The sequence below is a fragment of the Streptomyces sp. NPDC086023 genome (assembly GCF_044540325.1).
In the GTDB taxonomy this organism is placed as follows: Bacteria; Actinomycetota; Actinomycetes; order Streptomycetales; family Streptomycetaceae; genus Streptomyces.
The window spans coordinates 66,056-88,066 of the sequence record NZ_JBITRX010000013.1; the positions used below are offsets into that span (position 1 = coordinate 66,056).

The 22,011-nt window shown below is 74.2% G+C and carries 17 protein-coding genes; 12 read left to right on the forward strand and 5 right to left on the reverse strand.

Features of this window, described 5'->3' with window-relative positions; all coding sequences use genetic code 11:
• The first annotated feature begins 36 nt into the window (after positions 1–36).
• The 3 genes from ACIF6F_RS24715 to ACIF6F_RS24725 all read left to right on the forward strand — a co-directional run bounded on the left by ACIF6F_RS24715 (position 37) and on the right by ACIF6F_RS24725 (position 4,070).
• Positions 37–1,467: a S8 family peptidase gene (locus ACIF6F_RS24715; RefSeq protein WP_399950372.1), complete on the forward strand. Its 1,431-nt coding sequence runs from the start codon at positions 37–39 to the stop codon at positions 1,465–1,467.
• Between the two features lie 190 nt (positions 1,468–1,657).
• Entirely contained in the window at positions 1,658–2,941 is a 1,284-nt protein-coding gene (locus ACIF6F_RS24720; RefSeq protein WP_399950375.1) for a hypothetical protein, read from the forward strand.
• Positions 2,942–3,041: 100 nt separating this feature from the next.
• Positions 3,042–4,070, forward strand: a complete 1,029-nt coding sequence (locus ACIF6F_RS24725) for a WxL protein peptidoglycan domain-containing protein (RefSeq protein WP_399950378.1) — start codon at positions 3,042–3,044, stop codon at positions 4,068–4,070.
• Here the strand turns inward: ACIF6F_RS24725 and ACIF6F_RS24730 are convergent, their stop codons facing one another.
• From ACIF6F_RS24730 to ACIF6F_RS24745, 4 genes are all read right to left on the reverse strand, one after another.
• On the reverse strand, positions 4,071–4,568 hold the full coding sequence (locus tag ACIF6F_RS24730) for a cupin domain-containing protein (RefSeq protein ID WP_399950381.1): 498 nt from the start codon (positions 4,566–4,568) through the stop codon (positions 4,071–4,073). It lies immediately after the preceding gene.
• Positions 4,565–6,199 (reverse strand): FAD-binding oxidoreductase, encoded by a 1,635-nt coding sequence (locus tag ACIF6F_RS24735; RefSeq protein WP_399950384.1) that lies wholly within the window; start codon positions 6,197–6,199, stop codon positions 4,565–4,567. Before ACIF6F_RS24735 ends, ACIF6F_RS24730 begins: the two co-directional genes overlap by 4 nt.
• A 102-nt stretch (positions 6,200–6,301) precedes the next feature.
• Entirely contained in the window at positions 6,302–7,048 is a 747-nt protein-coding gene (locus tag ACIF6F_RS24740) for a glucose 1-dehydrogenase (RefSeq protein ID WP_399950387.1), read from the reverse strand.
• A 68-nt stretch (positions 7,049–7,116) separates the two neighbouring features.
• On the reverse strand, positions 7,117–9,939 hold the full coding sequence (locus ACIF6F_RS24745; RefSeq protein WP_399950389.1) for an ATP-binding protein: 2,823 nt from the start codon (positions 9,937–9,939) through the stop codon (positions 7,117–7,119).
• Between the two features lie 318 nt (positions 9,940–10,257).
• Between ACIF6F_RS24745 and ACIF6F_RS24750 the strand changes: the two genes are divergently transcribed.
• Both ACIF6F_RS24750 and ACIF6F_RS24755 read left to right on the forward strand, forming a co-directional pair.
• A complete protein-coding gene (locus tag ACIF6F_RS24750) occupies positions 10,258–11,514 on the forward strand; it encodes a helix-turn-helix domain-containing protein (RefSeq protein ID WP_399950392.1) in 1,257 nt (418 codons plus the stop codon).
• An 88-nt stretch (positions 11,515–11,602) separates the two neighbouring features.
• Complete coding sequence (locus ACIF6F_RS24755; protein ID WP_399950395.1) at positions 11,603–12,163, forward strand: hypothetical protein; 561 nt, start codon at positions 11,603–11,605, stop codon at positions 12,161–12,163.
• Between the two features lie 58 nt (positions 12,164–12,221).
• Here ACIF6F_RS24755 and ACIF6F_RS24760 read toward each other — a convergent pair whose 3' ends face one another.
• On the reverse strand, positions 12,222–12,734 hold the full coding sequence (locus tag ACIF6F_RS24760) for a cupin domain-containing protein (protein ID WP_399950398.1): 513 nt from the start codon (positions 12,732–12,734) through the stop codon (positions 12,222–12,224).
• Between the two features lie 306 nt (positions 12,735–13,040).
• On the opposite strand from ACIF6F_RS24760, the gene ACIF6F_RS24765 reads away from it, so the two are divergent.
• The 7 genes from ACIF6F_RS24765 (at position 13,041) to ACIF6F_RS24795 (ending at position 21,912) form a co-directional block, all read left to right on the forward strand.
• Positions 13,041–14,555 carry an MFS transporter gene (locus ACIF6F_RS24765; protein WP_399950401.1) on the forward strand — a complete coding sequence of 505 codons (1,515 nt, stop codon included), beginning with the start codon at positions 13,041–13,043 and terminating at the stop codon, positions 14,553–14,555.
• Entirely contained in the window at positions 14,552–16,147 is a 1,596-nt protein-coding gene (locus ACIF6F_RS24770; protein WP_399950404.1) for an FAD-dependent monooxygenase, read from the forward strand. Before ACIF6F_RS24765 ends, ACIF6F_RS24770 begins: the two co-directional genes overlap by 4 nt.
• Positions 16,148–16,301: 154 nt before the next feature.
• Positions 16,302–17,099: a 2-amino-3,7-dideoxy-D-threo-hept-6-ulosonate synthase gene (locus ACIF6F_RS24775; protein ID WP_399950407.1), complete on the forward strand. Its 798-nt coding sequence runs from the start codon at positions 16,302–16,304 to the stop codon at positions 17,097–17,099.
• 147 nt (positions 17,100–17,246) lie between these two features.
• Positions 17,247–18,353 (forward strand): 3-dehydroquinate synthase II family protein, encoded by a 1,107-nt coding sequence (locus tag ACIF6F_RS24780; RefSeq protein WP_399950409.1) that lies wholly within the window; start codon positions 17,247–17,249, stop codon positions 18,351–18,353.
• A complete protein-coding gene (locus tag ACIF6F_RS24785) occupies positions 18,350–19,156 on the forward strand; it encodes an amidohydrolase family protein (protein ID WP_399950412.1) in 807 nt (268 codons plus the stop codon). The genes ACIF6F_RS24780 and ACIF6F_RS24785 overlap by 4 nt, the downstream gene beginning before the upstream one ends.
• Positions 19,153–20,622 carry a phenylacetate--CoA ligase family protein gene (locus ACIF6F_RS24790; protein ID WP_399950415.1) on the forward strand — a complete coding sequence of 490 codons (1,470 nt, stop codon included), beginning with the start codon at positions 19,153–19,155 and terminating at the stop codon, positions 20,620–20,622. The genes ACIF6F_RS24785 and ACIF6F_RS24790 overlap by 4 nt, the downstream gene beginning before the upstream one ends.
• Positions 20,623–20,694: 72 nt before the next feature.
• Positions 20,695–21,912: an FAD-dependent monooxygenase gene (locus ACIF6F_RS24795; RefSeq protein WP_399950418.1), complete on the forward strand. Its 1,218-nt coding sequence runs from the start codon at positions 20,695–20,697 to the stop codon at positions 21,910–21,912.
• Positions 21,913–22,011 lie beyond the last annotated feature (99 nt).

Below are 22,011 nucleotides of genomic sequence, written 5' to 3' on the forward strand. Positions count from 1 at the left end.
GGGGTCGGTGGGGGTGGGTCGCGGAGCATCGGCGGCATGATCAGAACACCCCTGGCGGCACTGGCCGCCGCCGCACTGTTCGCCGCCGCGGCCCCCGCGACGGCCGCGGATCCCGACGCTGCCGCGTCCTCGTCGACCGCCGCGTCCGTGCCCCCGTCGACCGCCGCTTCCGGGAGTGTGGTCCCCCGGTCTCCGTCGGGTCCCGTGGCCGTGAGCCCCTGGCTTCCGGCGGGCCGCGCCGCCGTGAGTCCCGGGTCTCCCCGGGGCCCCGTGGCCGTGACTCCCGGGGCCGCGGCTGCCGGGATTCCGGCCGGCTCCGCCGCCGTGGCCGCCGGGAGCCCGGCAGGCTCCCCGGCCGCGGGTGCCGGAAGTGCCGGAGCCGTCGGGACCCGCGCCGATGCCGAGGAGACCGGGCGGTGGATCGTCGTGCTGCGGGACGGGGCCGCCGGGAGTCCGCGGGCGCTGGCCGCCGCTTCCGGCGGGGCCGTCGAGCACGTCTACGAGAGCGCCGTACGCGGCTACTCGGCCCGGCTGACGCCCGAGCGCGCCCGCGCCCTGGCCGCCGACCCCCGCGTCGACTACCTCGAACCCGACCGCGAGTTCCGCATCACCGACGAGCAGCCCCTCACCCAGACCGGGGCGCCCTGGGGCCTGGACCGCATCGACCAGCGCGCGCTGCCGCTGTCCGGCACGTACACGTACGCCGCCCCCGCGGCCGCCGCCGAGGTCACCGCGTACGTCGTCGACACCGGCATCGAGGCCGGGAACCCGGAGTTCGGCGGCCGCGCGTCCACCGGCTTCACGGCCTCGGACGACCTGGAGCCCGGCGACTGCAACGGCCACGGCACGCACGTGGCCGGCACCATCGGGGGCACCACCTACGGGGTGGCCAAGCAGGTGCGGCTCGTCGCCGTGCACGTGGCGGACTGCCGCGGCACGGCCAGCACGGCCGACGTGCTGGCCGGCATCGACTGGGTGAGCGCCCGGGCGGGCGACGGTCCCGCGGTGGCCAACATGAGCATGGGCGGCCCCCTGAGCCAGGCACTCAACGACGCCATCCGCCGCTCCGTCGAGCGCGGCATCGCGTACACCGTGGCGGCCGGCAACGAGGGCGGCGACGCCTGCACCACCTCCCCGGCCGCGGAGCCCACGGCGGTCACCGTCGGCGCGAGCGACACGGACGACTCGGCGGCCGGCTTCTCCAACCACGGTCCCTGCCTGGACCTGTACGCACCGGGCGTGGACGTCACCTCCGCCGGCCGCACGCCGGGCGAACCCGTCACCGCCTCCGGCACGTCCATGGCCGCGCCGCACGTCGCGGGCGTGATCGCCCGGTACCTGGCCGCCCACCCGGCCGCGTCCCCCGCGGAGATCGACACGGCGCTGCGGGCGGACGCCACGCCGGGCGCGCTGACCGGCGTACCGGAGGAGACGCCGAACCTGCTGCTGCACGCACCGGCCGCCTGACCTGCACCGGCCCGGAAGCATTCCGGGTCAGGTCCTGATGGGACATCAATTTCTGTGCGTTTCCCGGGAATGCAAGTCATTGACTTCTCATCACCGCGACGCGTCAATGTCGGCCACCGCACCGGCTCGGACTCCCCCGCACAAGCGGGTGTGGGGGAGGGCTCGTCATGACGAAGGAGTCGCGACCGAAGTGAGTACGAGTTACCGACGAAGAATCCTTGCCGGGGCGGGCGCCCTCACCCTGGCCCTGGGCGGCGTGGCGGGCCTGACCGGGACGGCGCAGGCGGCCACCAAGACGACCACCATCTTCATGAACTGTGACGCGCCCGCGCCGCAGACCGACGGGTCCGGCAACCAGGACTTCACCATCACCCTGCCGGACACGGCCAAGGCCGGGGACACCGTGCCGATCACCATCGACCCGGGTCCCAGCCCGCTGGTGCCGGCGTTCGCGGTGACCACCCTGAACACCACGAAGATCACGTTCGTGGGTGTCCCGGGCCAGCCGATCACGGTCACGAGCCCCCAGGAATCGGTCACCGTCACCCCCGGGGTGCCGCTGGACGCCAAGCCGTTCACCGCGAACCTCACCATCCCGGACGGCACCGAGGGCACCACGCTCGACTTCAAGATGGACCTCGCGGTGACCGTCGCCAACCTGGGCGGCATGGACTACGTCACCACCTGTACGCCGCAGCCGCGGCCCAGCGCCACGGTGGCCTCCATCGCGGTCGAGGCCCTGCCCAAGGACCCGGTCACCACCAAGCTGACGCCCAACAGCGGCGGGCCGAACACCGCGGTCGTCGCGACGGGCGCCAACTTCCCGCCCGGCGCCGTGACCTGCGCCGCCTCCCTCGCGGGCGTGGACACCGGTGACACCGGTACGGGCACGGCCGACGCCTCCGGCGCCGCGTCCTGCTCCCTGACCGTGACCAAGAAGGCCGACAACATCCGCATCGGCTCGACCGCGGGCAAGGCCTTCAGCTACATCGCGCCCGTCGAGGGCGTCCCGCACCCGGTCGACATCGAGGTCCTGCCCGGGCCGCTGGCGCTCGGCCCCACGGCCGGCCTGCCGACGCTCGACTTCGGCGCGATCACGATCAACGGCAAGAAGCAGTCCGTGGTGGGCGCCTTCAACGCGGCGACCGTCCAGGACTTCCGCGGCGGCACCCTCGGCTGGGACCTGACGGTGACCCGCACGCCGTTCCTGAACAGCTCCACCGGTCACTCGCTCGCGGCGGGCCTCGGCATCCAGCCGTCCTGCACCGTGACCAACCCGGACAGCCCGAGCCCCTGCACCGCGGGTGCCGCGGGTGCCATCACCGACGTCCCGCTCAAGGTGGCCTCGCAGGCCGCCGGGGGCGACGAGCTCACCGGTGGTGAGTTCGCGGTCGGCGGCGGCGCGATGATCCAGCTGCCCGCGTTCATGTTCGCGGACACCTACCAGTCGGTCGTGACCTTCTCGATCGCCTGATCCACCCGGGTGGTGCGGGGCCCCGGCCCCGCACCGCCTTCCGCGTTCCCGCACGAGGTCCGCGTACCCCTCGTCGTCCCGCACCTGGAGAGCCGAGCCCATGCGCATACCCCGCCCGCTGCTCTGCCTGCTGGGGGCCCTGCTCGCCGTCGCCGGCGTGCTGCCCGCCGCCACGACCGCCGCGGCCGCCGAGAACGGCACCTGGGCCGTGTTCCCGACCCCCGCCGCGGGCGAGAAGACCACCAGCCGCGCCTACTTCTTCCACCAGGGCGCGGCCGGCACCACCATCGCCGACAGCGTCACCCTCACCAACTCCTCCGACGCGCCCCTCACCTTCCGGGTCTTCGCGACCGACGCCGTGAACACCCCCGTCGGCGGCGCCTTCGCGCTGCTCCCGGTCGAGACGAAGCCCAAGGACGTGGGGACCTGGGTCCGGCTGCCGGCGGACGTCGCGGGCCGCACCGTGACCGTCCCCGCCAAGGGCCGCCAGGACATCCCCTTCACCGTCCGGGTGCCCGAGGACGCGAGCCCCGGCGACCACGTCGGCGGCATCGTCGCCCTCAACACCAAGGTCGAGGGGATCAAGAAGGAGGGCAAGGTCCAGGTCGGCGTGCGGCGCTCCGTGGGCGCCCGCCTGTACCTGCGCGTGCCGGGCCCCGTCACCCCCGCCGTCAGCGTCGAGGACGTACGGGTCGAACGCGGCGCGCCGCTGCTGCCCTGGACCAAGGACGCGCACGCGACCGTCAGGTACGCCCTGGTCAACCGCGGCAACGTGGTCATCGGCCCGAAGGTGGCCGTCCGCGCAGAGGGCCTCTTCGGCCGGAATGTGCTGGACCGCGCCCCCCGCGACCTGGGGCTGGTGCTGCTGCCGGGCCAGCGGATCGAGCTGACCGAGCGGTGGGCCGACTCCCCGCAGCTGGACTGGGTGACGGTCCGGGTGACGGCCACCGCCGTCGACCACCCCGACACCGAGGAGAGCGGCGAGGCGGAGTTCCTGGCCGTCCCGTGGCCCGCCGCGGGCGTCCTGCTCGTCCTCGCCGGTGCGGCGGTCGCGGCCCGGGTCCTGCGCGGCAGGCGCCGCACGGAACCCGGGCCGACGGAGAGCGCGGAACAGCTCACTCCGGCGTGATCAGAGGGTGACCCCGTGGCGCTCGGCGAGTTCCGCGAGGCTCTCGGGGCGCAGCGCCATCCCGTACTCGGCGGCGTGCTCGGCCACCCGGTGGGGCGGCGGCGGGCCCCCGGCGCCCAGGGCGGGGATGCCCTTGAAGTACTCGTCCAGGTTGCCGGGCGTGACGACGAGGATCATCCGGGCGGTGGTGCTGCCCGCGTTGAAGAAGGTGTGCGGGGTGCCGCGGGGGGCGAACAGCGCGCTGTCCGCGCCCGCGGTGAGCAGCTCCCGGCCCAGTTTGAGGGTGAGTTCGCCCTCGACGACGTACGCGGACTCGTCCTCCCGCGTGTGGGTGTGCTCGGGGGCCACCAGGCCCCCCGGCTCGACGGTGATCTCCATGATGGTGAGGCCGCCGCCGGTGGCGGACGCGGGCAGCGCCAGCCGCTCCGTCACCTTGGGGCGCGGCAGGACGAAGCCCTCCCCGGGCCCGAAGAGGGCCCCCTGGCTGCGCAGGGTCATGAGGCGGCCTGCACCGACTGGGCGTGCCGGAAGACGTTCCGGGGGTCCCAGGTGGCCTTGGCCCGCTGGAGGCGCGGGTAGTTGTCCTTGTAGTACAGGGTGGTCCACGGGACCCCGGAGGTGTTCTGGGCCGGGTCGCCGAGGTCGATGTCGCAGTAGTTCACGAAGCAGCCGTCCATGACGTCCCCGGGTACGGGCACGCCGCCGGTCTCCGCGTAGGCCTCGCGGTACACGTCACGTATCCACGCGATGTGCGCGGCGTCCTGGGCGGGCTCCTGCCAGCCGACGAGGTACATCAGCTTCATGATGGAGTCGCGCTGGGGCACGGCGGTGTCGGCGGCGGCCACGGTGTTGGTGCGGCCGCCGTAGCCGGAGATCTGGACGAGGGCGAAGGGGTTGCCGTAGTCCTCCCGCGTCAGGTGCTTCCACAGGGCCGCGGTGTGCGCCGGGGTGAAGTTCTTCCGCATGTACGCGGACTTGAAGTCGGCGCGGCCGGTGCCGTCGCCGCCGAACATGCCGGACCAGTGGGTGGCCTTGAGCCAGGGCATGCGCAGCTTCGTGGTCAGGCGCGGGGTGATGCCGGTGCCCTCCGCGACGGCGGCCGCGAAGTCGGCGATCATCTGCTCGGCGCCGGGCACGGAGGCGTCGATCTGGATGGGCAGGGTGTGCCGGCCGCCGGCCCTGTGCATCACCATGAAGCGGCTGAAGAGCGCGGCCGCGGGGGTGCCGGCGGCGCTGTTGCGCTCGTGCCAGGCACCGAAGTTGAGCAGCATCCGGCTGAAGCCGGCCTGGGTCAGGCCGTCCCAGGGGAGGTCGTACGAGGCGATCCACACCTCGGACGGGGGCCTCGGCAGCAGCTTCGCGGGATCGGTGCTGGTGATGCCGTGGCTGCGCATGAAGTAGCGGGTCACGACGCCGAAGTTGCCGCCGCCCCCGCCGGTGTGCGCCCACCACAGGTCGCGCAGCCGGGCGTCCGTGGAGTCGCGGGTGGCGACGACCACCGAGGCGCGGCCGCCCGCGTCGACCACGACGACCTCCACCCCGTAGAGGTGGTCGACGGTCAGTCCGAGGGTGCGGTTGAGCACGCCGTACCCGCCGCCGGCGATGTGGCCGCCGGCGGCGACGGTCGGGCAGGAGCCGCCGGGGATGGTCACGCCCCACTTGCGGTACAGCTGCTCGTAGACGTCGCCGAGGGAGGCGCCGGCCTCGATGGCGAAGGCGCGGCGGGCGGAGTCGTAGTACACCGCCCGCATCTCGGACAGGTTGAGGACGACCTTGACGTCCGCGCTGGTGGTGAAGTCCTCGTAGCAGTGGCCGCCGCTGCGCACGGCGATCCGGCGGCCGGCGGTCACGGCCTGCTGGACGGCGTCCAGCGCCTGCTGGGTGGTGGAGACGACCACGACCTGCTCGGGGGTGCCGATCCAGCGGTTGTTGTCGCCGCGGGCGAGGTCGGGGTAGCGGGGGTCCGCGGGGGTGACGGAGACGGCGGGCGTGGTGGGGGTGAGCCCGGCCTCCGCGGCGGGGGCCTCGTCGGCGGCGAGGGCGGAGCCGGGGAGGGCCGCGGCGAGGGTGGCTCCGCCGGCGACCGCGGTCGCCCCTGCCAAGAGGTTTCTGCGCGTCAGGCGACGCATGGGGAACTCCTGTTCGTAGGGGTGCGCCGGGCCCGCGAGCGGACCCGGCGCACAGCGTCGTCACGGGAAGGGGCGCCTGGCTGGCTCCAGGGCCCGGCTCGGCTACTCGAAGCCGCCGTTGACGCCGATGACCTGACCGGTGATCCAGCGCGAGTCGTCGCCGGCGAGGAAGGCCACCACGTCGGCGAGGTCCTGCGGCTGCCCGAGCCGGCCGAGGGGGGTGCTGCCGGTGATCTGGTCCACCATCTGGCGGGCCTCGTCGGCCAGCATCTCGGTGTCGGTCGGGCCGGGGGCCACGGCGTTCACCGTGATGCCGCGGCCGCCGAGGGCGTGCGCCAGGGACCGGGTGAGCACCTCGACGCCGGCCTTGGTGGCACCGTAGGCGCCCATGAAGGCGATGCCGCCGTTGGGCAGGCCCGCGGCGACGTTGACGACGCGGCCGCCGTCGCGCAGGCGCGAGGTGGCCTGCTGGCCGGCGAAGAAGACGCTCTTGAGGTTGGTGCCGATCAGCCGGTCGAAGTCCTCCTCGGAGAGGTACTCGATGGGGGCTGCGGCGAACACGGCGGCGTTGTTGACCAGGATGTCCACGCCGCCGAACTCGCGCTCGGCCGCGTCGAAGAGACCCTGGACGTCGCCCGCCTTGCTGACGTCGCCCGCCACGGCCACGGCCTTGCCGCCGTCGGCCTTGATCTTGCCGACGAGGTCCTCCGCCTGCTGCTGGGCGCCCTCGCGTCCGGCCCGGAAGTTGACGACCACGGCGGCGCCCTCACGGCCCAGGCGCTCCGCCACGGCGCGGCCGATGCCGCGGGTGGCGCCGGTGACGATGGCGACCTTGTTCTGCAGAGACATGCTCCCTCTTCCCTTGATTTCGGAACGTTGTGCGGTCCGAGCCTTTCCGGGATAGGGGGCGCCCGGCATCACGCCTTTACGCGATCGTTCGCGTCGTCGTGCGCGATGGCCTGCCGGGCGAGTTCGACGCGGGTCGACACGCCGAGCTTCGCGAAGGCCCGCCGCAGGTGCGTGTCGACCGTGTGCGGGGAGAGGAACAGCCGCTCCGCGGTGGCCCGGTTGGTCAGGCCCTCCGCCACCAGCCGCACCACCCGCAGCTCCGCGCCGGTCAGGCTGTCCCAGCCGGTCTGCGCCCTGGCGGTCTGCTGCCAGCGCTTGCGCCGGACGCCCATGCCGCGCAGCGCCCGCTGGGTGCGCGCGGCGTCGCGGACCGCCCCGCAGGAGGCGTACAGCTCCAGGGCCTCCTCCAGCAGCGCCACCCCGCGCGACCGGGCGCCCGCCGCCGCCTCCGCGAGGGCCAGGTCCTCCAGCGCCGCGGCCCGGGCCAGCCGGCGCGGGCTGTCCCGGTACGCCTCCACGGCCGCCCGCAGCGCGTCCGTGTCGGCGCGCAGCAGCCCCTCGGCGTGGGCCGCGGCGCCCTGGAGGGAGGGCACGGCGGTGGCGGAGGCGGCCAGGGAGCGTACCGTCGCCGCGACCGCGCCGGCCTCGGTACGGGCCCCCGCGTCCAGCGCGATGCGGACCATCGCGGGCGCCGCCCAGGGCGTGAGGGTCAGCAGCAGCGGGCGCTCGCCGACCGTCCCGTACACCGCGGCCAGGGTCGCGAAGGCGGCGGCGCCGTCGCCCTGCGCGGCCTGGAGCTGCGCCTGCGGCCAGGCCAGGTCCTCGGTGGTGGTGCCGTTGCCGGTGTCGCCCAGCTTCACGGCCCGGCGCAGCAGGTCACGGGCCCGGCCCAGCTCGTCCTTGTGCACGGCCACGTCCGCCAGCAGCCCCAGCAGCGAGGGCAGCAGGGCGAGGGCGGTGAGCTGCTGGGCCACCCGTTCCCCCGCCAGCGCCTCGGCCTCGGCGTCGTCCAGACGGCCGGCGGCCAGCCGCAGTTCGGCCTGGTAGAAGTGCCACAGCGGCTGCGACCAGGCGGTGCCCAGTTCACGGGCCTCCCGCTCGCCCAGCTCGTACACGGCCTCGGCCTCGCTGAACCGGTCCGCGGCCACCAGCGCCCGGCCCAGCCAGAGCCGGGGGTGGCGGTGGCGGGCGTCGCCGCCGTCCTGGTCGGCGACCTCCACGGCCTCCGAGGCGATGGCGATGGCGTCGGACACGTCACCGCGGGCGTGTGCGGCGGCGCTGCGCGCGGACTCGGCGTACACCAAGGCGGAGGGCTCGCCGTCGGCCGCCGCGGCCAGTGCGGACCGCTCCGCGCCGGCGCTGTCGCCCACCACGAGCATCGCGTGCGACTGGATGGCCAGCAGCTGGGCCCGGACCGGCTCGGGTATCCCGGGGCGGGCCAGCACGCGGGCGGTGTACTCGATGACGGTGGCGTCCTGCCCGGCGTGCTTGAGCGCGTCGCACAGGCCCACGTACATGGTGGCCTCGTACGCCGGGTCCACCCGCCCGCGCAGTGCCTGCTCGCCCAGCCCCTGGGCCTCGCCGAGCCGTCCGGAGACGGCCAGCAGCCGGACGGTCTCGGCGATGGCGTGCGGCCGCGAGGCCGAGTCGGCGGGCAGCAGGTCCAGCAGCTGGAGCATCAGGTCGGCGGCGGTGGAGGGGGCGATGGGCGCCACCTCGTCCACGGCCCGGGACAGCGCCTCCAGGGTGCGCGGGTCGTCGGGCCGGGCCCCGCGGATGCGGTGCAGCACGGCCTCGGCCCCGGGCCGCCCCTCGTCCTCCAGGAGCACGGCGGCCTCCTGGTGCAGGGTCTGGCGGACGGCACCGGAGAGGTTGCCGTAGACGGCGTCCCTGATCAGGTCGTGGCGGAAGGCGAGGGCGGTCCCGTCGTCCACCAGCACGTGCGCGGCGACGGCCTCCTCGACGGCGGGCACCACGGCCACGGCGGACCGGCCCAGCAGCCGCGCCGCCTCGTGGACGGTGCAGGGGCGGCCGAAGACCGAGGCGGCCTCCAGCAGCCGGTGGGCGGACTCGGAGAGGTGCCGCAGCTGGTACTCGACGGCCGAGAGGAAGCCGGCGGGCAGCCCGTCCTCGGCCACCGAGGTGACCGTGCCGCCCGCGGTCTGCAGCCAGCCGTGGTCGTTGAGCATGGTGAGCAGCTGTTCCAGCAGGAAGGGGTTGCCGTCGCTGCGCGCGGCGAGCGCCCTCAGCCGGGGCGCGGGCGGGCTGCCCAGCACGTGCGTGCAGACCTCGGCGATGGCCTCCGGGTCCAGCGGCGGCAGCGTGAGCTGTACCGCGCCCTCCTCGACCAGCCGGACGGTGACCTCGTGCATGGGGGCCTTGGCCGGGCCCGGCCGCTGGGCCAGCAGCCAGGTCACCGCGCAGGACTGGAGGCGGGGCACCAGGATCTGCAGGGCCACGGCGGTCAGTTCGTCGGCGGCGTGGGCGTCGTCCAGCACGATGAGGAGGGGGCGCAGGCGCACGTACTCCTCGATCAGCTCGCCGAGCTGCTCCACCAGCCAGAAGCGGTTGGTGACCTGGCTGCCGGCGGCGCCGAGGGCGGCCATGCCGGCGCCGTCGACGACGGGCGGGGTGCTGCCGCGCAGGGCGGTGAGGAGGGTGGCGAGGGGGGCGACGCGGTCGAGTTCGGTGGCCCGGCCGGCGGCGACGGCCATGCCCAGCCGCCCGGCCTCGGCCCTGGCTTCGGCCAGCAGGCGGCTCTTGCCGATGCCGGCGGGGCCGTTGAGTACGAGGCACCGGCCCGCGCCGGCCGCGGTGGCGGCCAGGGCGTCGCGCAGGGCGGCCAGCTCGGCGTCGCGCCCGATGGTGGGTGAGGTGAGCCGGGGAGTCACGCGGCGGTTCCTGCCTCTCACTCGGCCCTCGCCGTCGGCAGCGGGGGGAAACCTCCTGGTCCACAAGACCGCCGAGGAACCTAACAACCCGTGAAATGGCAGGTCAAACACGTCCGGTGGGGGTCTGTCAGATCGGTCTCGGCCACCGAGATCCGGACCGGCCGGCCACATCCGCGCCGCGGGGTGTGGTCTGCCGGGCGATGTCCTCCTGCTCCGGCCCGCCGGCTACGGGAGGGGGCTTTCGCGCGCTCCCGATCACAGCGGAAGGCCCTGCCGCCTAGGCTGTTCGCGACGAGCTGTGCAGAGAGGGGCAAGGCCGTGTCACCTGACGCTACCCCCGACCCGTACGACGACCCGGTGCGCTTCGGGCAGCGGGTCCAGATCTACCGCAACCGCAGAGGCATGACCCGCGAGCAGCTGGCCGGACTCCTCGGACACCACGAGTCCTGGGTCAAGAAGGTGGAGGGCGGCAAGCTCAAGGTCCCCCGGTTGCCCGACCTGTTCCGCATTGCCGAGGCCCTGCGCGTCCGCAGCCTGAACGACCTCGTCGGCGAGATCGGCGGCGGGCCGCGGGTCGACCTGTTCACGGGCCCCGGACACGCAAAGCTGCCGGCCGTGCGGGCGGCCCTGGACGCGTTCCCCTTCCCCGGGGACGGCCCTGCGCCGTCGACGGCCTACCTGCGCGCCGCGCTCGCCGCGGCGTGGAGCGCCCGGCACAGCGCGCCCAACCATCGCGAGGTCCTGGGCGACCTGCTTCCCGGGTTGATCCGGGATGCCCAACTGGCCGTGCGTGAGGCGGAGACCGGCCCCGAGCGGCGGGCCGCCCAGGCGGTCCTGTCCGAGACGTACTCGCTCACGCAGTTCTTCGTGGCGTATCAGCCGGACTCGGCGCTCCTGTGGCGTGTCGCCGAGCGCGGCATGGTCGCCGCGCAGGAGTCCGAGGACCCGCACGCCATCGGCGTGGCGGCGTGGCTCACCGCGCAGGCACACAGGGACTCCGGCCCGGGTCACTACGACGCGGCGGACGCGGTCACCATGAAGGCCCTGGAGCTGCTGGAGCCCCGGCTCGCAGACGGCCCCGTCGAGGTGCAGGCCATCACGGGGGCACTGAAGTTCGAGGCGGGGTACACGGCGGCACGCCGGATCGACAGCGGTACCGCGTGGGGCTGGTGGGACCGGGCGGACCGAATCGCCCAGCGGCTGCCGGCGGACTACTTCCACCCCGTCACGTCCTTCGGGCGGGCCGTGATGGGCGCGCACGGCGTGACGGTCGCCGTGGAGCTGCGGAACGGCGGAGAGTCCGCGCGGCAGGCCAACCGGGCCGAGGCGCAAGCGATCCCGTCCCGCCCGCGACGGGCCCGGCACCGGATCGAGCAGGCGCGCGCGTACCACCTGGACGGCCAGTACGAGACCGCGCTCACCACACTGGAGCAGGCCTACGAAGCTGCCCCCGAGACGGTCCGCTACAACGGCTATGCCCGCAGGATCGTGCTGGAGGAGAGCGAGGCACGCCCGCGGGAGCGACGGCAGCGAGCGAGCCGACTGGCCGTCGACATCGGCATGTCGGCGGCGTGAACGAGGGGGCCCGAACCGGGCCCCTTCTTCACGCCGGTGTCCCTCACGCTTGTCCCACCACCCGCTGAACGACGGTAGGAGCACCGGCATGAGCAGGCGTACGGCCGTGTCCGACTGGCTTGCCCAGAGCCATGACCAGCCCCGGCAGGCCCATGCCGAGTGGGCGGAGCGCGGGATCGCCGTGCTGCCCACCGGGGGCGTGTTCGGGGCCGTACGGATCCCCGAGAGCCTGGTGCGGGCGGCGGTCGAGTCCGCCGACAACGACCACGTCGGCTACGTCCTGGCCGACCGGCTGAACGGGCCCGTCATCCACGACGGCCGGGGCCGCAACTACTACGCCCTGCTGCGGCCCGAGGACCGGCTCGCGTGGGACACCACCGCACCGGGCGTCGAGTACCTCCCGCCGCGCACGCACCTCGGCGTCCCGGCCGCCGGGCTGTGCGAGTACACGACCGTGACGCCGGTCTACTGGGCCGTCCCGGTGATCCGGCCCTCGTACTGCGACCTCGCCTCGCTCGCCCTCCTCGTGCGGATCGGCGCCGCCCGGCTGGCCGAGGCCCGCCCGGGGGCTGCGGCCGCGGCCGCGCTCGTCGGCAGGACCGGGATGCCTCCGCTGACGGCCGATCAGGCGGACGGCCACCCACGGTGAGCGACCGCCGCCGGCAGCGGCCGTACGCGGCCGGACCGGCGGCCGCCGGGAGCGCGGCTCAGGGGAAGTACCGCGGGCCCGCCTCGCCGGCGCGCTCGACGTCCTTCTCCGTCACCCGGGGCCACGGCTGCCCCGGCACCGCCCGCTCGCCGATCTCGTAGAACAGGCCCTCGAAACCGGCGGGGGTGAACAGGAACAGCATCCGCGCCGCGTCCGCGCCCACGTTCTTGAAGCGGTGCGTCGTCCCGCGCGGGATGAAGACGAAGTCCCCCGGGCGCGCGGTGATCAGCCGGTCGCCGTCGAGCACCTCGAAGGTGCCCTCCAGGATGTAGTACGCCTCGTCCGCGTGGTCGTGGGCGTGCGGCGGCGGGCCGCTGCCCGGCGGAACCGAGGCCTCCACGGCCGACAGCGTGCCGCCCGTGGTCGCGCTGTCCACCTTCACGGTGTACGTGGCCTTCACCGACCCCAGCGCGTCCTCGGACTGCGTGTCCTCCGGTATCCAGAGGGACGGTCCCGTACCGGCCGGGACGTGGATCACCCCGTCACGGCGGGTTCCCGTGATCTGCGTCATCAGGCTTCCTCAGAGCTCGCGCCGCCGTCCGGTGACGGCGGGCCGACACGCCCCATCGTGGCCGCGGACGCCCTCCCGGCACTGCCGCACGATCGCGGGATCTTCCCCGTCCCGAACCCCGCCCAGCATCACGCGAAGACGCGATGTCCGGCGCCCCGCCGCGGGTCCAGCATGAGGCGGTCGTCCCGACCGGACCCCCGACCGGACCCCCGAAAGACCCCCACAGAACCCCCGAGAACCCCCGAGAACCCCTATGACCCGCAGTCCCCTTACGAGACTTCCTTACGAGAGCCGAGGGCATCGCCGATGACCAGTGACATCAGCAGTGAGATCCAGGGAGCAGGCCCCCAGGACCCGCCGGACGCGGGGCGGGGCGGGGTGCGCGGCGGCGTGCGCTCCCCGTGGGCCACCTTCTGGGTGCTGGCCCTCATCGAGTTCATCACCGTCCTCGACACCTCGATCGTCAACGTCGCCCTGCCGAGCATCCAGCACGACCTCGGCTTCTCCGCCACGGGCCTGGCCTGGGTGGTCGACGCCTTCCTGCTCGCCTACGCCGGCTCGCTGCTGCTGGCCGGCCGGGCCACCGACTTCGTCGGCCGGCGGCGGCTGTTCGTCACCGGCGTCGCCGTCTTCACCCTCGCGTCGCTGCTCTGCGCCGCGGCCACCGAGGACTGGCACCTGGTCACCGGCCGCGTCGTGCAGGGCCTCGGCGCCGCGATGGTGGTCCCCGCCGCCCTGGCGCTGATCACCGACATCTTCCCGGAGGGCGCCGAGCGCAACAAGGCGATCGGCATCTTCAGCGGCATGGGCGGCTTCGCCGCCGCCGCGGGCGTGCTGTTCGGCGGCCTGCTGACCGCCGCCGCCTGGCAGTGGGCCTTCCTGATCAACGTGCCCATCGGCCTCGGCGTCTTCATCGCCAGCTTCCGGATGCTGCCCCGCACCCACCAGCAGGCCTCCGGCGGCATCGACGTCACCGGCGCCCTGTCCCTCTCCCTCGGCCTCGTCGTCCTGATCTACGCCGTCATCCGCGGCCAGGTCCAGGGCTGGGGCTCCGCCGCCACCCTCGCCCAGTTCGCCGCCGCCGTCGTGCTGCTGGGCGTGTTCGTCATCCGCCAGCGCACCGCCGAGGACCCGCTGGTCCCGCGGATGCTGCTGGCCCGGCGCAACATCGTCGTCGGCAACGCGGCCATCGCGATCGTGGGCGCCCTGATGTTCGCCACCTTCTTCGTGATCACCCTCTACATGCAGAAGGTCCGCGGCTACGGGCCCCTGCTGACCGGCCTCACCTACCTGCCCATCCCGATCGCCACCTTCACCGGCACCCAGCTCGCCCCCCGCCTGCTGCGCTTCGGCCCGCACAACTCCATGGCCATCGGCCTCCTCCTGCAGGCCGCCGGCCTCGCCTGGTGGGCGGCCCTCATCGGCGGCGACGCACAGCTCGTCACCGGATTCCTCGCGCCCACCGTCGTCTGGGGCCTGGGCGTCGGCATCGCCATCGTCAGCGCCTTCGTCACCTGCACCATGGGCCTCGACGGGCCCATCGCCGGCGCGGCCTCGGGCCTGGCCACCATGAGCCAGCAGGTCGGCGGCGCCGTCGGCCTCGCCCTGCTCGCCGCCCTCGCGGAGAGCCACACCCACACCCTGCTCGGCCGGAGCCCGGCCCCCGCCGCCGAGGAGGCACTCGCCGCCGGCTACGGCTGGGCGCTCTGGGTCGCCGTGGCCCTCGCCGTGGCCGGCGTCCTGCTCACCCGCCTGCTGAACTTCGGCCCCCCGCCCCAGCAGGCGGACCAGGGCGCCGCCCAGGAAGGATCCGCCGCATGACCGCCGGCACGCACACCCCCGTACTGATCGTCGGCGCCGGACCCGTCGGGGCCACCCTGGCCCTGGAACTGGCCCGGCACGGCGTCCGCTCCACCGTGGTCGAGCGCTCCACCACCGTCTCCGCCCACCCCAAGATGGACTTCATCAACGGCCGCAGCATGGAGCTGCTGCGCCGCCTGGGCGTGGCCGAGGAGATCCGGGAGCGGGGGGTCTCGCCCGACGAGCCCTTCAACTTCCTGTGGACCCAGGACCCGGCGCAGCCGCCCGTCTCCGTCTGGGAGTACCCCTCCGTCACCGGCCTGCGCGAGCGGTACGCGGACCGCAACGACGGCACCGCGCCCCTGGAGCCCTACCAGCGGCTCCAGGGCTCGCTCCTGGAGGACGTGCTGCGCGGCAGAATCCGCCGGCACCCCCTGATCGACCTGCGCGAGGGCCAGAGCTTCCTGTCCCTCACCCAGGACGGGGACGGCGTCGAGGCCGTGCTGCGCGACGAGGCCGACGGCCACACGTACGCGCTGCACGCCGACTGGCTGGCCGGCTGCGACGGGGGCGGCAGCTCCGTACGCCGCGCCACCGGCATCGGCACCCACCACAGCGGCCCCAGCACCCGCCACTGCGACGTGTACTTCCGCAGCGAGGACCCCGCGCTCACCCGCAACGGGAAGTTCTTCCTCACCATCGCCGCCGGCGGCGCCACGCTGGTCAACCGCGACGGCGTCCGCACCTGGACCGGCACCTTCGTCCTGCCCGACGGCGAGCCCGAGCCGGCCGACCCGCTGGCCGTCGTCAAGGAGCGCCTCGGCTTCGACTTCGAGGCCGACGAGGTCATGAACATCGCCTACTGGTACGGGCGGCTGGCCGTCGCCGAGCGGTACCGCGAGGGCCGCGTCTTCCTCGCCGGCGACGCGGCGCACCAGTTCTACCCGACCGGCGGGCACGGGGCGAACACCGGCATCGGCGACGCCGTCGACCTCGGCTGGAAGCTGGCCGCCGCCGTCGGCGGCTGGGCCGGCCCCGCGCTGCTCGACGCGTACGAGGCGGAACGCCGCCCGGTGGCCCTCTTCAACCGGGAGATGTGCGCCCACCTGCTGGGCGTCTGGATCCGCTTCCCCTCGCTGGCCGCCGCCGGCGCCACCCGGCCCCAGCTGGCCGCGTACCTCGACAAGGAGCGGTACCAGATCGACAACCTGGGCATCCACTTCGGCCACCGGTACGGCTCCTCGCCCGTCATCCGGCACGAGGACGGCCCCGAGCCCGACTGGCGCTGGCAGGAGATCGTGCCCGCCACCTGGCCCGGCACCCGGCCCCCGAGCGTCCGGCTCGCCGACGGCAGGGAGCTGTTCGACCTGCTCGGCGAGGGCTACACGCTGGTCGACCTGTCCGGCGGCCTCAAGGGCGTACCGCTCGCCGAGAAGGCACTGCACCACGGGCTGCCGCTGACGCTGCTCACCGTCGACGACACCGCCGCGCGCGACCGGTGGGAGCGCGACCTGGTGCTCGTACGCCCCGACCAGCACGTGGCCTGGCGGGCCGACGAGGCCCCGGACGCCGCCGAATGGGACGCCATCCTGCGTCACGTGACCGGCAGTTGAGCGTGCTCCGGCTCACGTGACCCTCACGTGCCGGATCCCGTGATCAAGCGATGTCCCGGCCCGCCGCCCCGCGGAAGACTTCCCTCTGTCGGCGGCGGCCGGGACCACACCCGAGATCCGAAGCCGCCCCCCCACTTACCGGAGATGAGGCGTGATGCTCACCAATCTGCCCTTTGGCCGGAGGGTTCGCCTGAACCGGCTGTACGGCGAGGGAGACCAGCGGCTCCTGGTCGTCCCGATGGACCACCCGATCAGCGACGGCCCGGTCTTCGACCGGTCGGTCCTGGACAAGCTGGTCGGCCAGGTCTGCGAGAACGGGGCGGACGCGGTCGTCCTCCACAAGGGAAGCCTGCGCCAGGTGGGCCACGACCGGTTCGCGAGGACCTCGCTCATCGTCCACCTCAGTGCCAGCACCCTGCACGCGCCGGACCCGGACGAGAAGTACCTCGTCGCCGGGGTCGAGGAGGCGCTGCGGTACGGGGCCGACGCCGTCAGCGTGCACGTCAACCTCGGCTCCCACGAGGAGCGCCGGCAGGTGGCCGACCTCGGCCGCGTCTCGGACCTCTGCGACCGGTGGAACGTCCCGCTGCTGGCCATGGTCTACCCCCGCGGGCCGCGCATCGAGAACCCGAAGGACCCGGCCCTCGTCGCCCACGCGGTGACCCTCGCGGCCGAACTGGGCGCCGACATCGTCAAGGCCCCTTACGTCGGCAACCCGGACGAGATGGCCGACGTGGTCCGCAGCGCCGCGATACCGGTCATCGTCGCCGGGGGCCCCAAGCAGACCGAGACCGACCGGGTCCTCGCGTACGTCGACGAGGCCCTGCGCGGCGGCGCCGCCGGCGTCGCCATGGGCCGGAACATCTTCCAGGCCGCCGACCCCGGCGCCCTGACGCGGAAGATCGCGGACGTCATCCACGGCACCACCACGCGAGCCGCGTCCGCCGCCTGATCCCGCGCCTTCCCCGTCCCCTTCCCCGACTTCCCCCGAATCCCCCGACCTGCACCTTCCCGCCGCGGGCCCCGGCGGACCGCCCCCGCGCGGCCGCCCGAGGGCAACGCCCGCACGGCACCTTCACGCACTTGGGAGCACACACCTATGAAGCTCAGCTGGCTCGACGTCCGCGGTCTCGGCGAGGCCAAGGAGGCCATCCTTCAGGAGGCGCTGCACTACCGCGTCGAGGGCATCGTCGTCGACGACCTGGCCGACCTGGAGGGCCTGCCGCCCACCGTCAGCAAGGTCTACTTCCCGCAGGGCAAGGAGCTGCCCGCCGAGTTCGGCGACGCCACGATCGTCATCGTCGACCCGGAGAACCACGGCATCACCACCGCCGAACTGGCCCTGAAGCACCCCGAGGTGGACTTCGGCCGGTTCGTCGAGATCATCGACGCCAAGACGCTGGAGGACGCCTGCGAGTCCGCCCGCACCGAGCAGTGGAGCCTGCTCCTCTTCCGCGACCCGACCAAGATCCCGCTGGAGATCGTGATCGCCGCGGCCGCCCGCTCGCAGGGCAGCCTGGTGACCATAGCCCAGGACGTGGAGGAGGCCGAGATCATCTTCGGCGTCCTGGAGCACGGCTCGGACGGCGTGATGATGAAGCCCGCCGCGGTCGGCGAGACCTCCAAGCTCAAGACGGCGGCCCTGGCCGAGGTGCCCGACCTGGACCTCACCGAGCTGGAGATCACCGACACCGAGCACATCGGCATGGGCGAGCGGGCCTGCGTCGACACCTGCACCCACTTCCGCGAGGACGAGGGCATCCTGGTCGGCTCGCACTCCAAGGGCATGATCCTCTGCGTCAGTGAGACCCACCCGCTGCCGTACATGCCGACCCGCCCGTTCCGCGTCAACGCCGGTGCCATCCACTCGTACACGCTGTCCAAGGACGAGCGCACCAACTACCTCAGCGAGCTGAAGTCCGGCAGCAAGGTCATGGCGGTGGACGTCAAGGGCCAGACCCGCATGGTCACCGTCGGCCGCGTCAAGATCGAGTCCCGTCCGCTGATCTCCATCAACGCGGTCTCGCCCGACGGCCGCAAGGTCAACCTGATCCTCCAGGACGACTGGCACGTCCGGGTCCTCGGCCCCGGGGGCGTCGTCCTCAACAGCACCGAACTCAAGCCGGGCGACAAGGTCCTGGGCTACCTGCCCACCGAGGACCGCCACGTCGGCTACCCGATCGACGAGTTCTGCCTGGAAAAGTGAGCCCTCACCTGACGACGGCGGACCCGCGGCCCGTGCTCGACTTCCACGTCCGGCTCGCGCCGGTCGAGCACGCCGCGGACCGCCTGCTCTCGATGATGGACGAGAGCGGTGTCGCCCGCGCCGTGGTGTGCGCGGGCGGCACCATGCCGCTGGAGCGGCTGTCGCGGAACCTGATCGAGGGCGGCCACATCGAGACCGACGCCGACAACGAGGCCGTGCGCGCCGCGTGCGCGGCCTCCGGCGGCCGGCTGGTCCCCTTCTGGTTCGCCAACCCGCACCGCGACCCGGCCGAGTACCGGGAGCGGGCGGCGGAGTTCAGGGGACTGGAGATCTCCCCGGCCGTGCACGGCGTCGGGCTCGACGACCCGCGGACCGCCGCCCTGGTGGCGGCCGCGGGCGAAGCCGGGCACAGCGTCTACACGGTCTGCCTGGAGCGGCCCGGGGCCACGGTCGCTGACCTCGTGAAGCTGGCGGCCGGCCACCCGGACGTCACCTTCGTCCTCGGGCACATGGGCATCGGCAACATCGACCTGTACGCGCTCGAACTCGTCGGGGACCTGCCCAACGTGCTGGCCGAGACCTCCGGCGGCTACGCGGTCGTCGCCCGCACCGCCCTGCGGCTGCTGGGCCCGGACCGGATCCTCTTCGGCTCCGAGGCGCCGCTCCAGCACCCCGCGACCGAGCTCGACAAGCTGCGCCGCGCGGGCTTCGAGGACGCCGACTGGCACGCGGCCACCTGGCGCAACGCCTGCCGCGTGCTGGGCGAGCCCGAGCGGACACGAGAATGGAGGAGCCCCGGATGACCGACGACACGGCCGCACCGGCCACCCCGACCGAGGCGCTCTCGGAGACCCGGAGCGGGACGCGGCCCGGAGGCGGCACCGCGCCCCGCACCGACACCCGCCCCGAGATCGGCCCCGAGTCCCGCACCGAGACCCGCCCCGAGATCGGCCCCGAGTCCCGCACCGAGACCCGCCCCGAGATCGGCGACTGGCGGGACTGGGCCGGACTGGCCGCGCTCCAGGAGGCCCGGCTCGGCGTGATGCTGGAGCGGGCCGCGAAGTCGCCCTTCTACCAGGCCAGGTCGGGCCCCGGCGGCCTGACCACCGACCCGGCCGCCTTCGCCGGCCTGCCGGTCACGAGCAAGGACGACCTGCGGCAGGCCTACCCCTTCGGGCTGCTGGCGGTCCCGCAGAGCGAGCTGGCCACGTACCACGAGTCCAGCGGCTCCACCGGCTCGCCGACCCCCACGTACTACACCGAGGACGACTGGCTCGACCTCGCCGAGCGCTTCGCCCGCAAGTGGTGCGGGATCGAGGCCTCCGACACCCTGATGGTCCGCACCCCGTACGCGATGCTCCTCACCGGACACCTCGCGCACGCCGCCGGCCGGCTCAAGGGCGCCACCGTGGTACCGGGCGACAACCGCTCGGTGGCCATGCCCTTCTCGCGGGTGGTGCGGGCCCTGCACGACCTGGGCGTCACCATGACCTGGTCGATGCCCACCGAGCCCCTGATCTGGGCCGCTGCCGCGGAGGCCGCCGGCCACCGGCCGGGCCGGGACTTCCCGGCGCTCCGCGCCCTGTTCGTGGGCGGCGAGCCGCTCAGCCCGGGCCGCCGGGCCCGGATCAGCGCGCTGTGGGGCGTGCCCGTCGTCGAGGAGTACGGCTCCACGGAGACCGGCAGCCTGGCCGGCGAGTGCACGGAGGGCCGGCTGCACCTGTGGGCCGACCGCGTGCTGTTCGAGGTGCGCGACCCGGAGACCGGCCGGATCGGCCGCGAGGGCGCCGGGCAGCTGGTGGTCACCCCCCTGTACCGCGAGGCGATGCCGCTCCTCCGGTACAACCTGGAGGACAACGTCGAGGTCTCGTACGAGCCCTGCGGCTGCGGCTGGCTGCTGCCCACCGTCAAGGTGCTGGGCCGGGCCGTCTACGGCCACCGGGCCGGGGACACCCTGGTCACCCAGTACGAGCTGGAGGACCTCGTCTACCGGCTGCCCCAGGCGTACGGGGTGCTCTTCTGGCGCGCCAAGGCCGGCCCCGAGGGGCTGCGCATCGAGGCGGAGGCCGCCGCCGGGCACCAGGAGGCGGTCCGCACCGAACTCGCCGCGCTGGTGAGCGGCCGCTTCGGGGTGGCCTGCCGGGTCGACACCGTCGCACCGGGCACCCTCGTGCCCCGCGAGGTGCTCACGGGCATGCCGGACGTGGTCAAGCCCCGGAGCCTGTTCGGCCCGGAGGAGGACTGGGACAAGGCGGTCCTCTACTACTGACCCGCCGGCGGGCGGCCGGGCCGCACCGGCCCCGCCGCCCGCCGGCAGCCCTACAGCGGAAGGTGTTCGACCGTGCTCCATCCCAAGACCCGCGGCCCGGACCGGGACGGCCCGCACATCGCCGTGGTGGGCGCCGGCATCGCCGGGCTCACCCTGGCCGTGGCACTGGCCCGTGCCGGGCTCCGCTGCGACGTCTACGAGCAGACGCGCCGGATGCGCGAGGTGGGCGCCGGCGTCCAGATCGCCCCCAACGCCTCCCGCCTGCTGCACCGGCTGGGTCTCGGCGAGCGCCTCAGGGAGCTGGCCGTGCGCCCCTCGGCCGTGGAGATGCGGCGCTGGGACGACGGTGCCCTGCTGGGCCGGACCGCGCTGGGCGCGGAGTGTGAGGAGCTGTACGGGGCGCCGTACTACACCGTGCACCGCGCGGACCTGCACCAGCAGCTGCTGTGCCGGCTCGCCGACGGCAGCCTGCACATCGGGCTGCGCTGTGTGGGGGCCGAGGAGGACGCGGACGGCGCGGTGCTGCGCTTCGAGGACGGCAGCGTGCGCCGCGCCGACCTCGTGGTGGGTGCGGACGGCATCCACTCGGTGGTCCGCGAGGCCCTCGCCCCCGACGAGCCCCGGTTCTCCGGGCAGTCGATCTACCGGGGGCTGGTGCCCTCGGAGCGGCTGCCGTTCCTCATGGCGGACCCCAAGGTGCGGCTGTGGCTGGGACCCGAACAGCACCTGGTCTGCTACCCGGTGAGCGGCGGCCGGCTGATCAGCTTCGGTGCCACCGCCCCGGCCGGGGACTGGACCGCGGAGTCCTGGACGGCGGACGGGCGGGTGGACGAGCTGGCCCTCACGTACACCGGCTGGAACCCGGACGTCCGCAAGATCGTCGAGGCGCCGGACGCGGTGGGCCGCTGGGCGCTGCACGACCGGGACCCGATCGACCGCTGGACCACCGGGCGCATCGCCCTGCTCGGCGACGCGGCCCACCCCATGCTGCCCTTCATGGCGCAGGGCGCCAACCAGGCCGTCGAGGACGCGGTGGTGCTGGCCGGCTGCCTGGCCGGTGCGGAGGCCGGGCCCGACGGGCTGCGGGCGGCGCTCGTCCGGTACGAGGAGCTGCGCCGCCCCCGCACGGAGCTGATCCAGCGCCAGTCGCGGGCCAACTCGGCGAAGTTCCACCTCTCGGACGGCGACGGCCAGCGCGAGCGCGACGCGGAGCTGGCCGGCTCGCAGAACCTGCGCGAGCAGGAGTGGCTCTACGGCCACGACGCCGAGGCCGCACTCGCGGGCGCCTGACCCTCCCGGTTCCTGCGGGGCGGCGCCGCTCTGCCGCCGAGGGGACCGGTGAGGGCGCCGGGCGCGCCGGAGCCGGCCCGCCCCCGTCGGCGAGGGGGC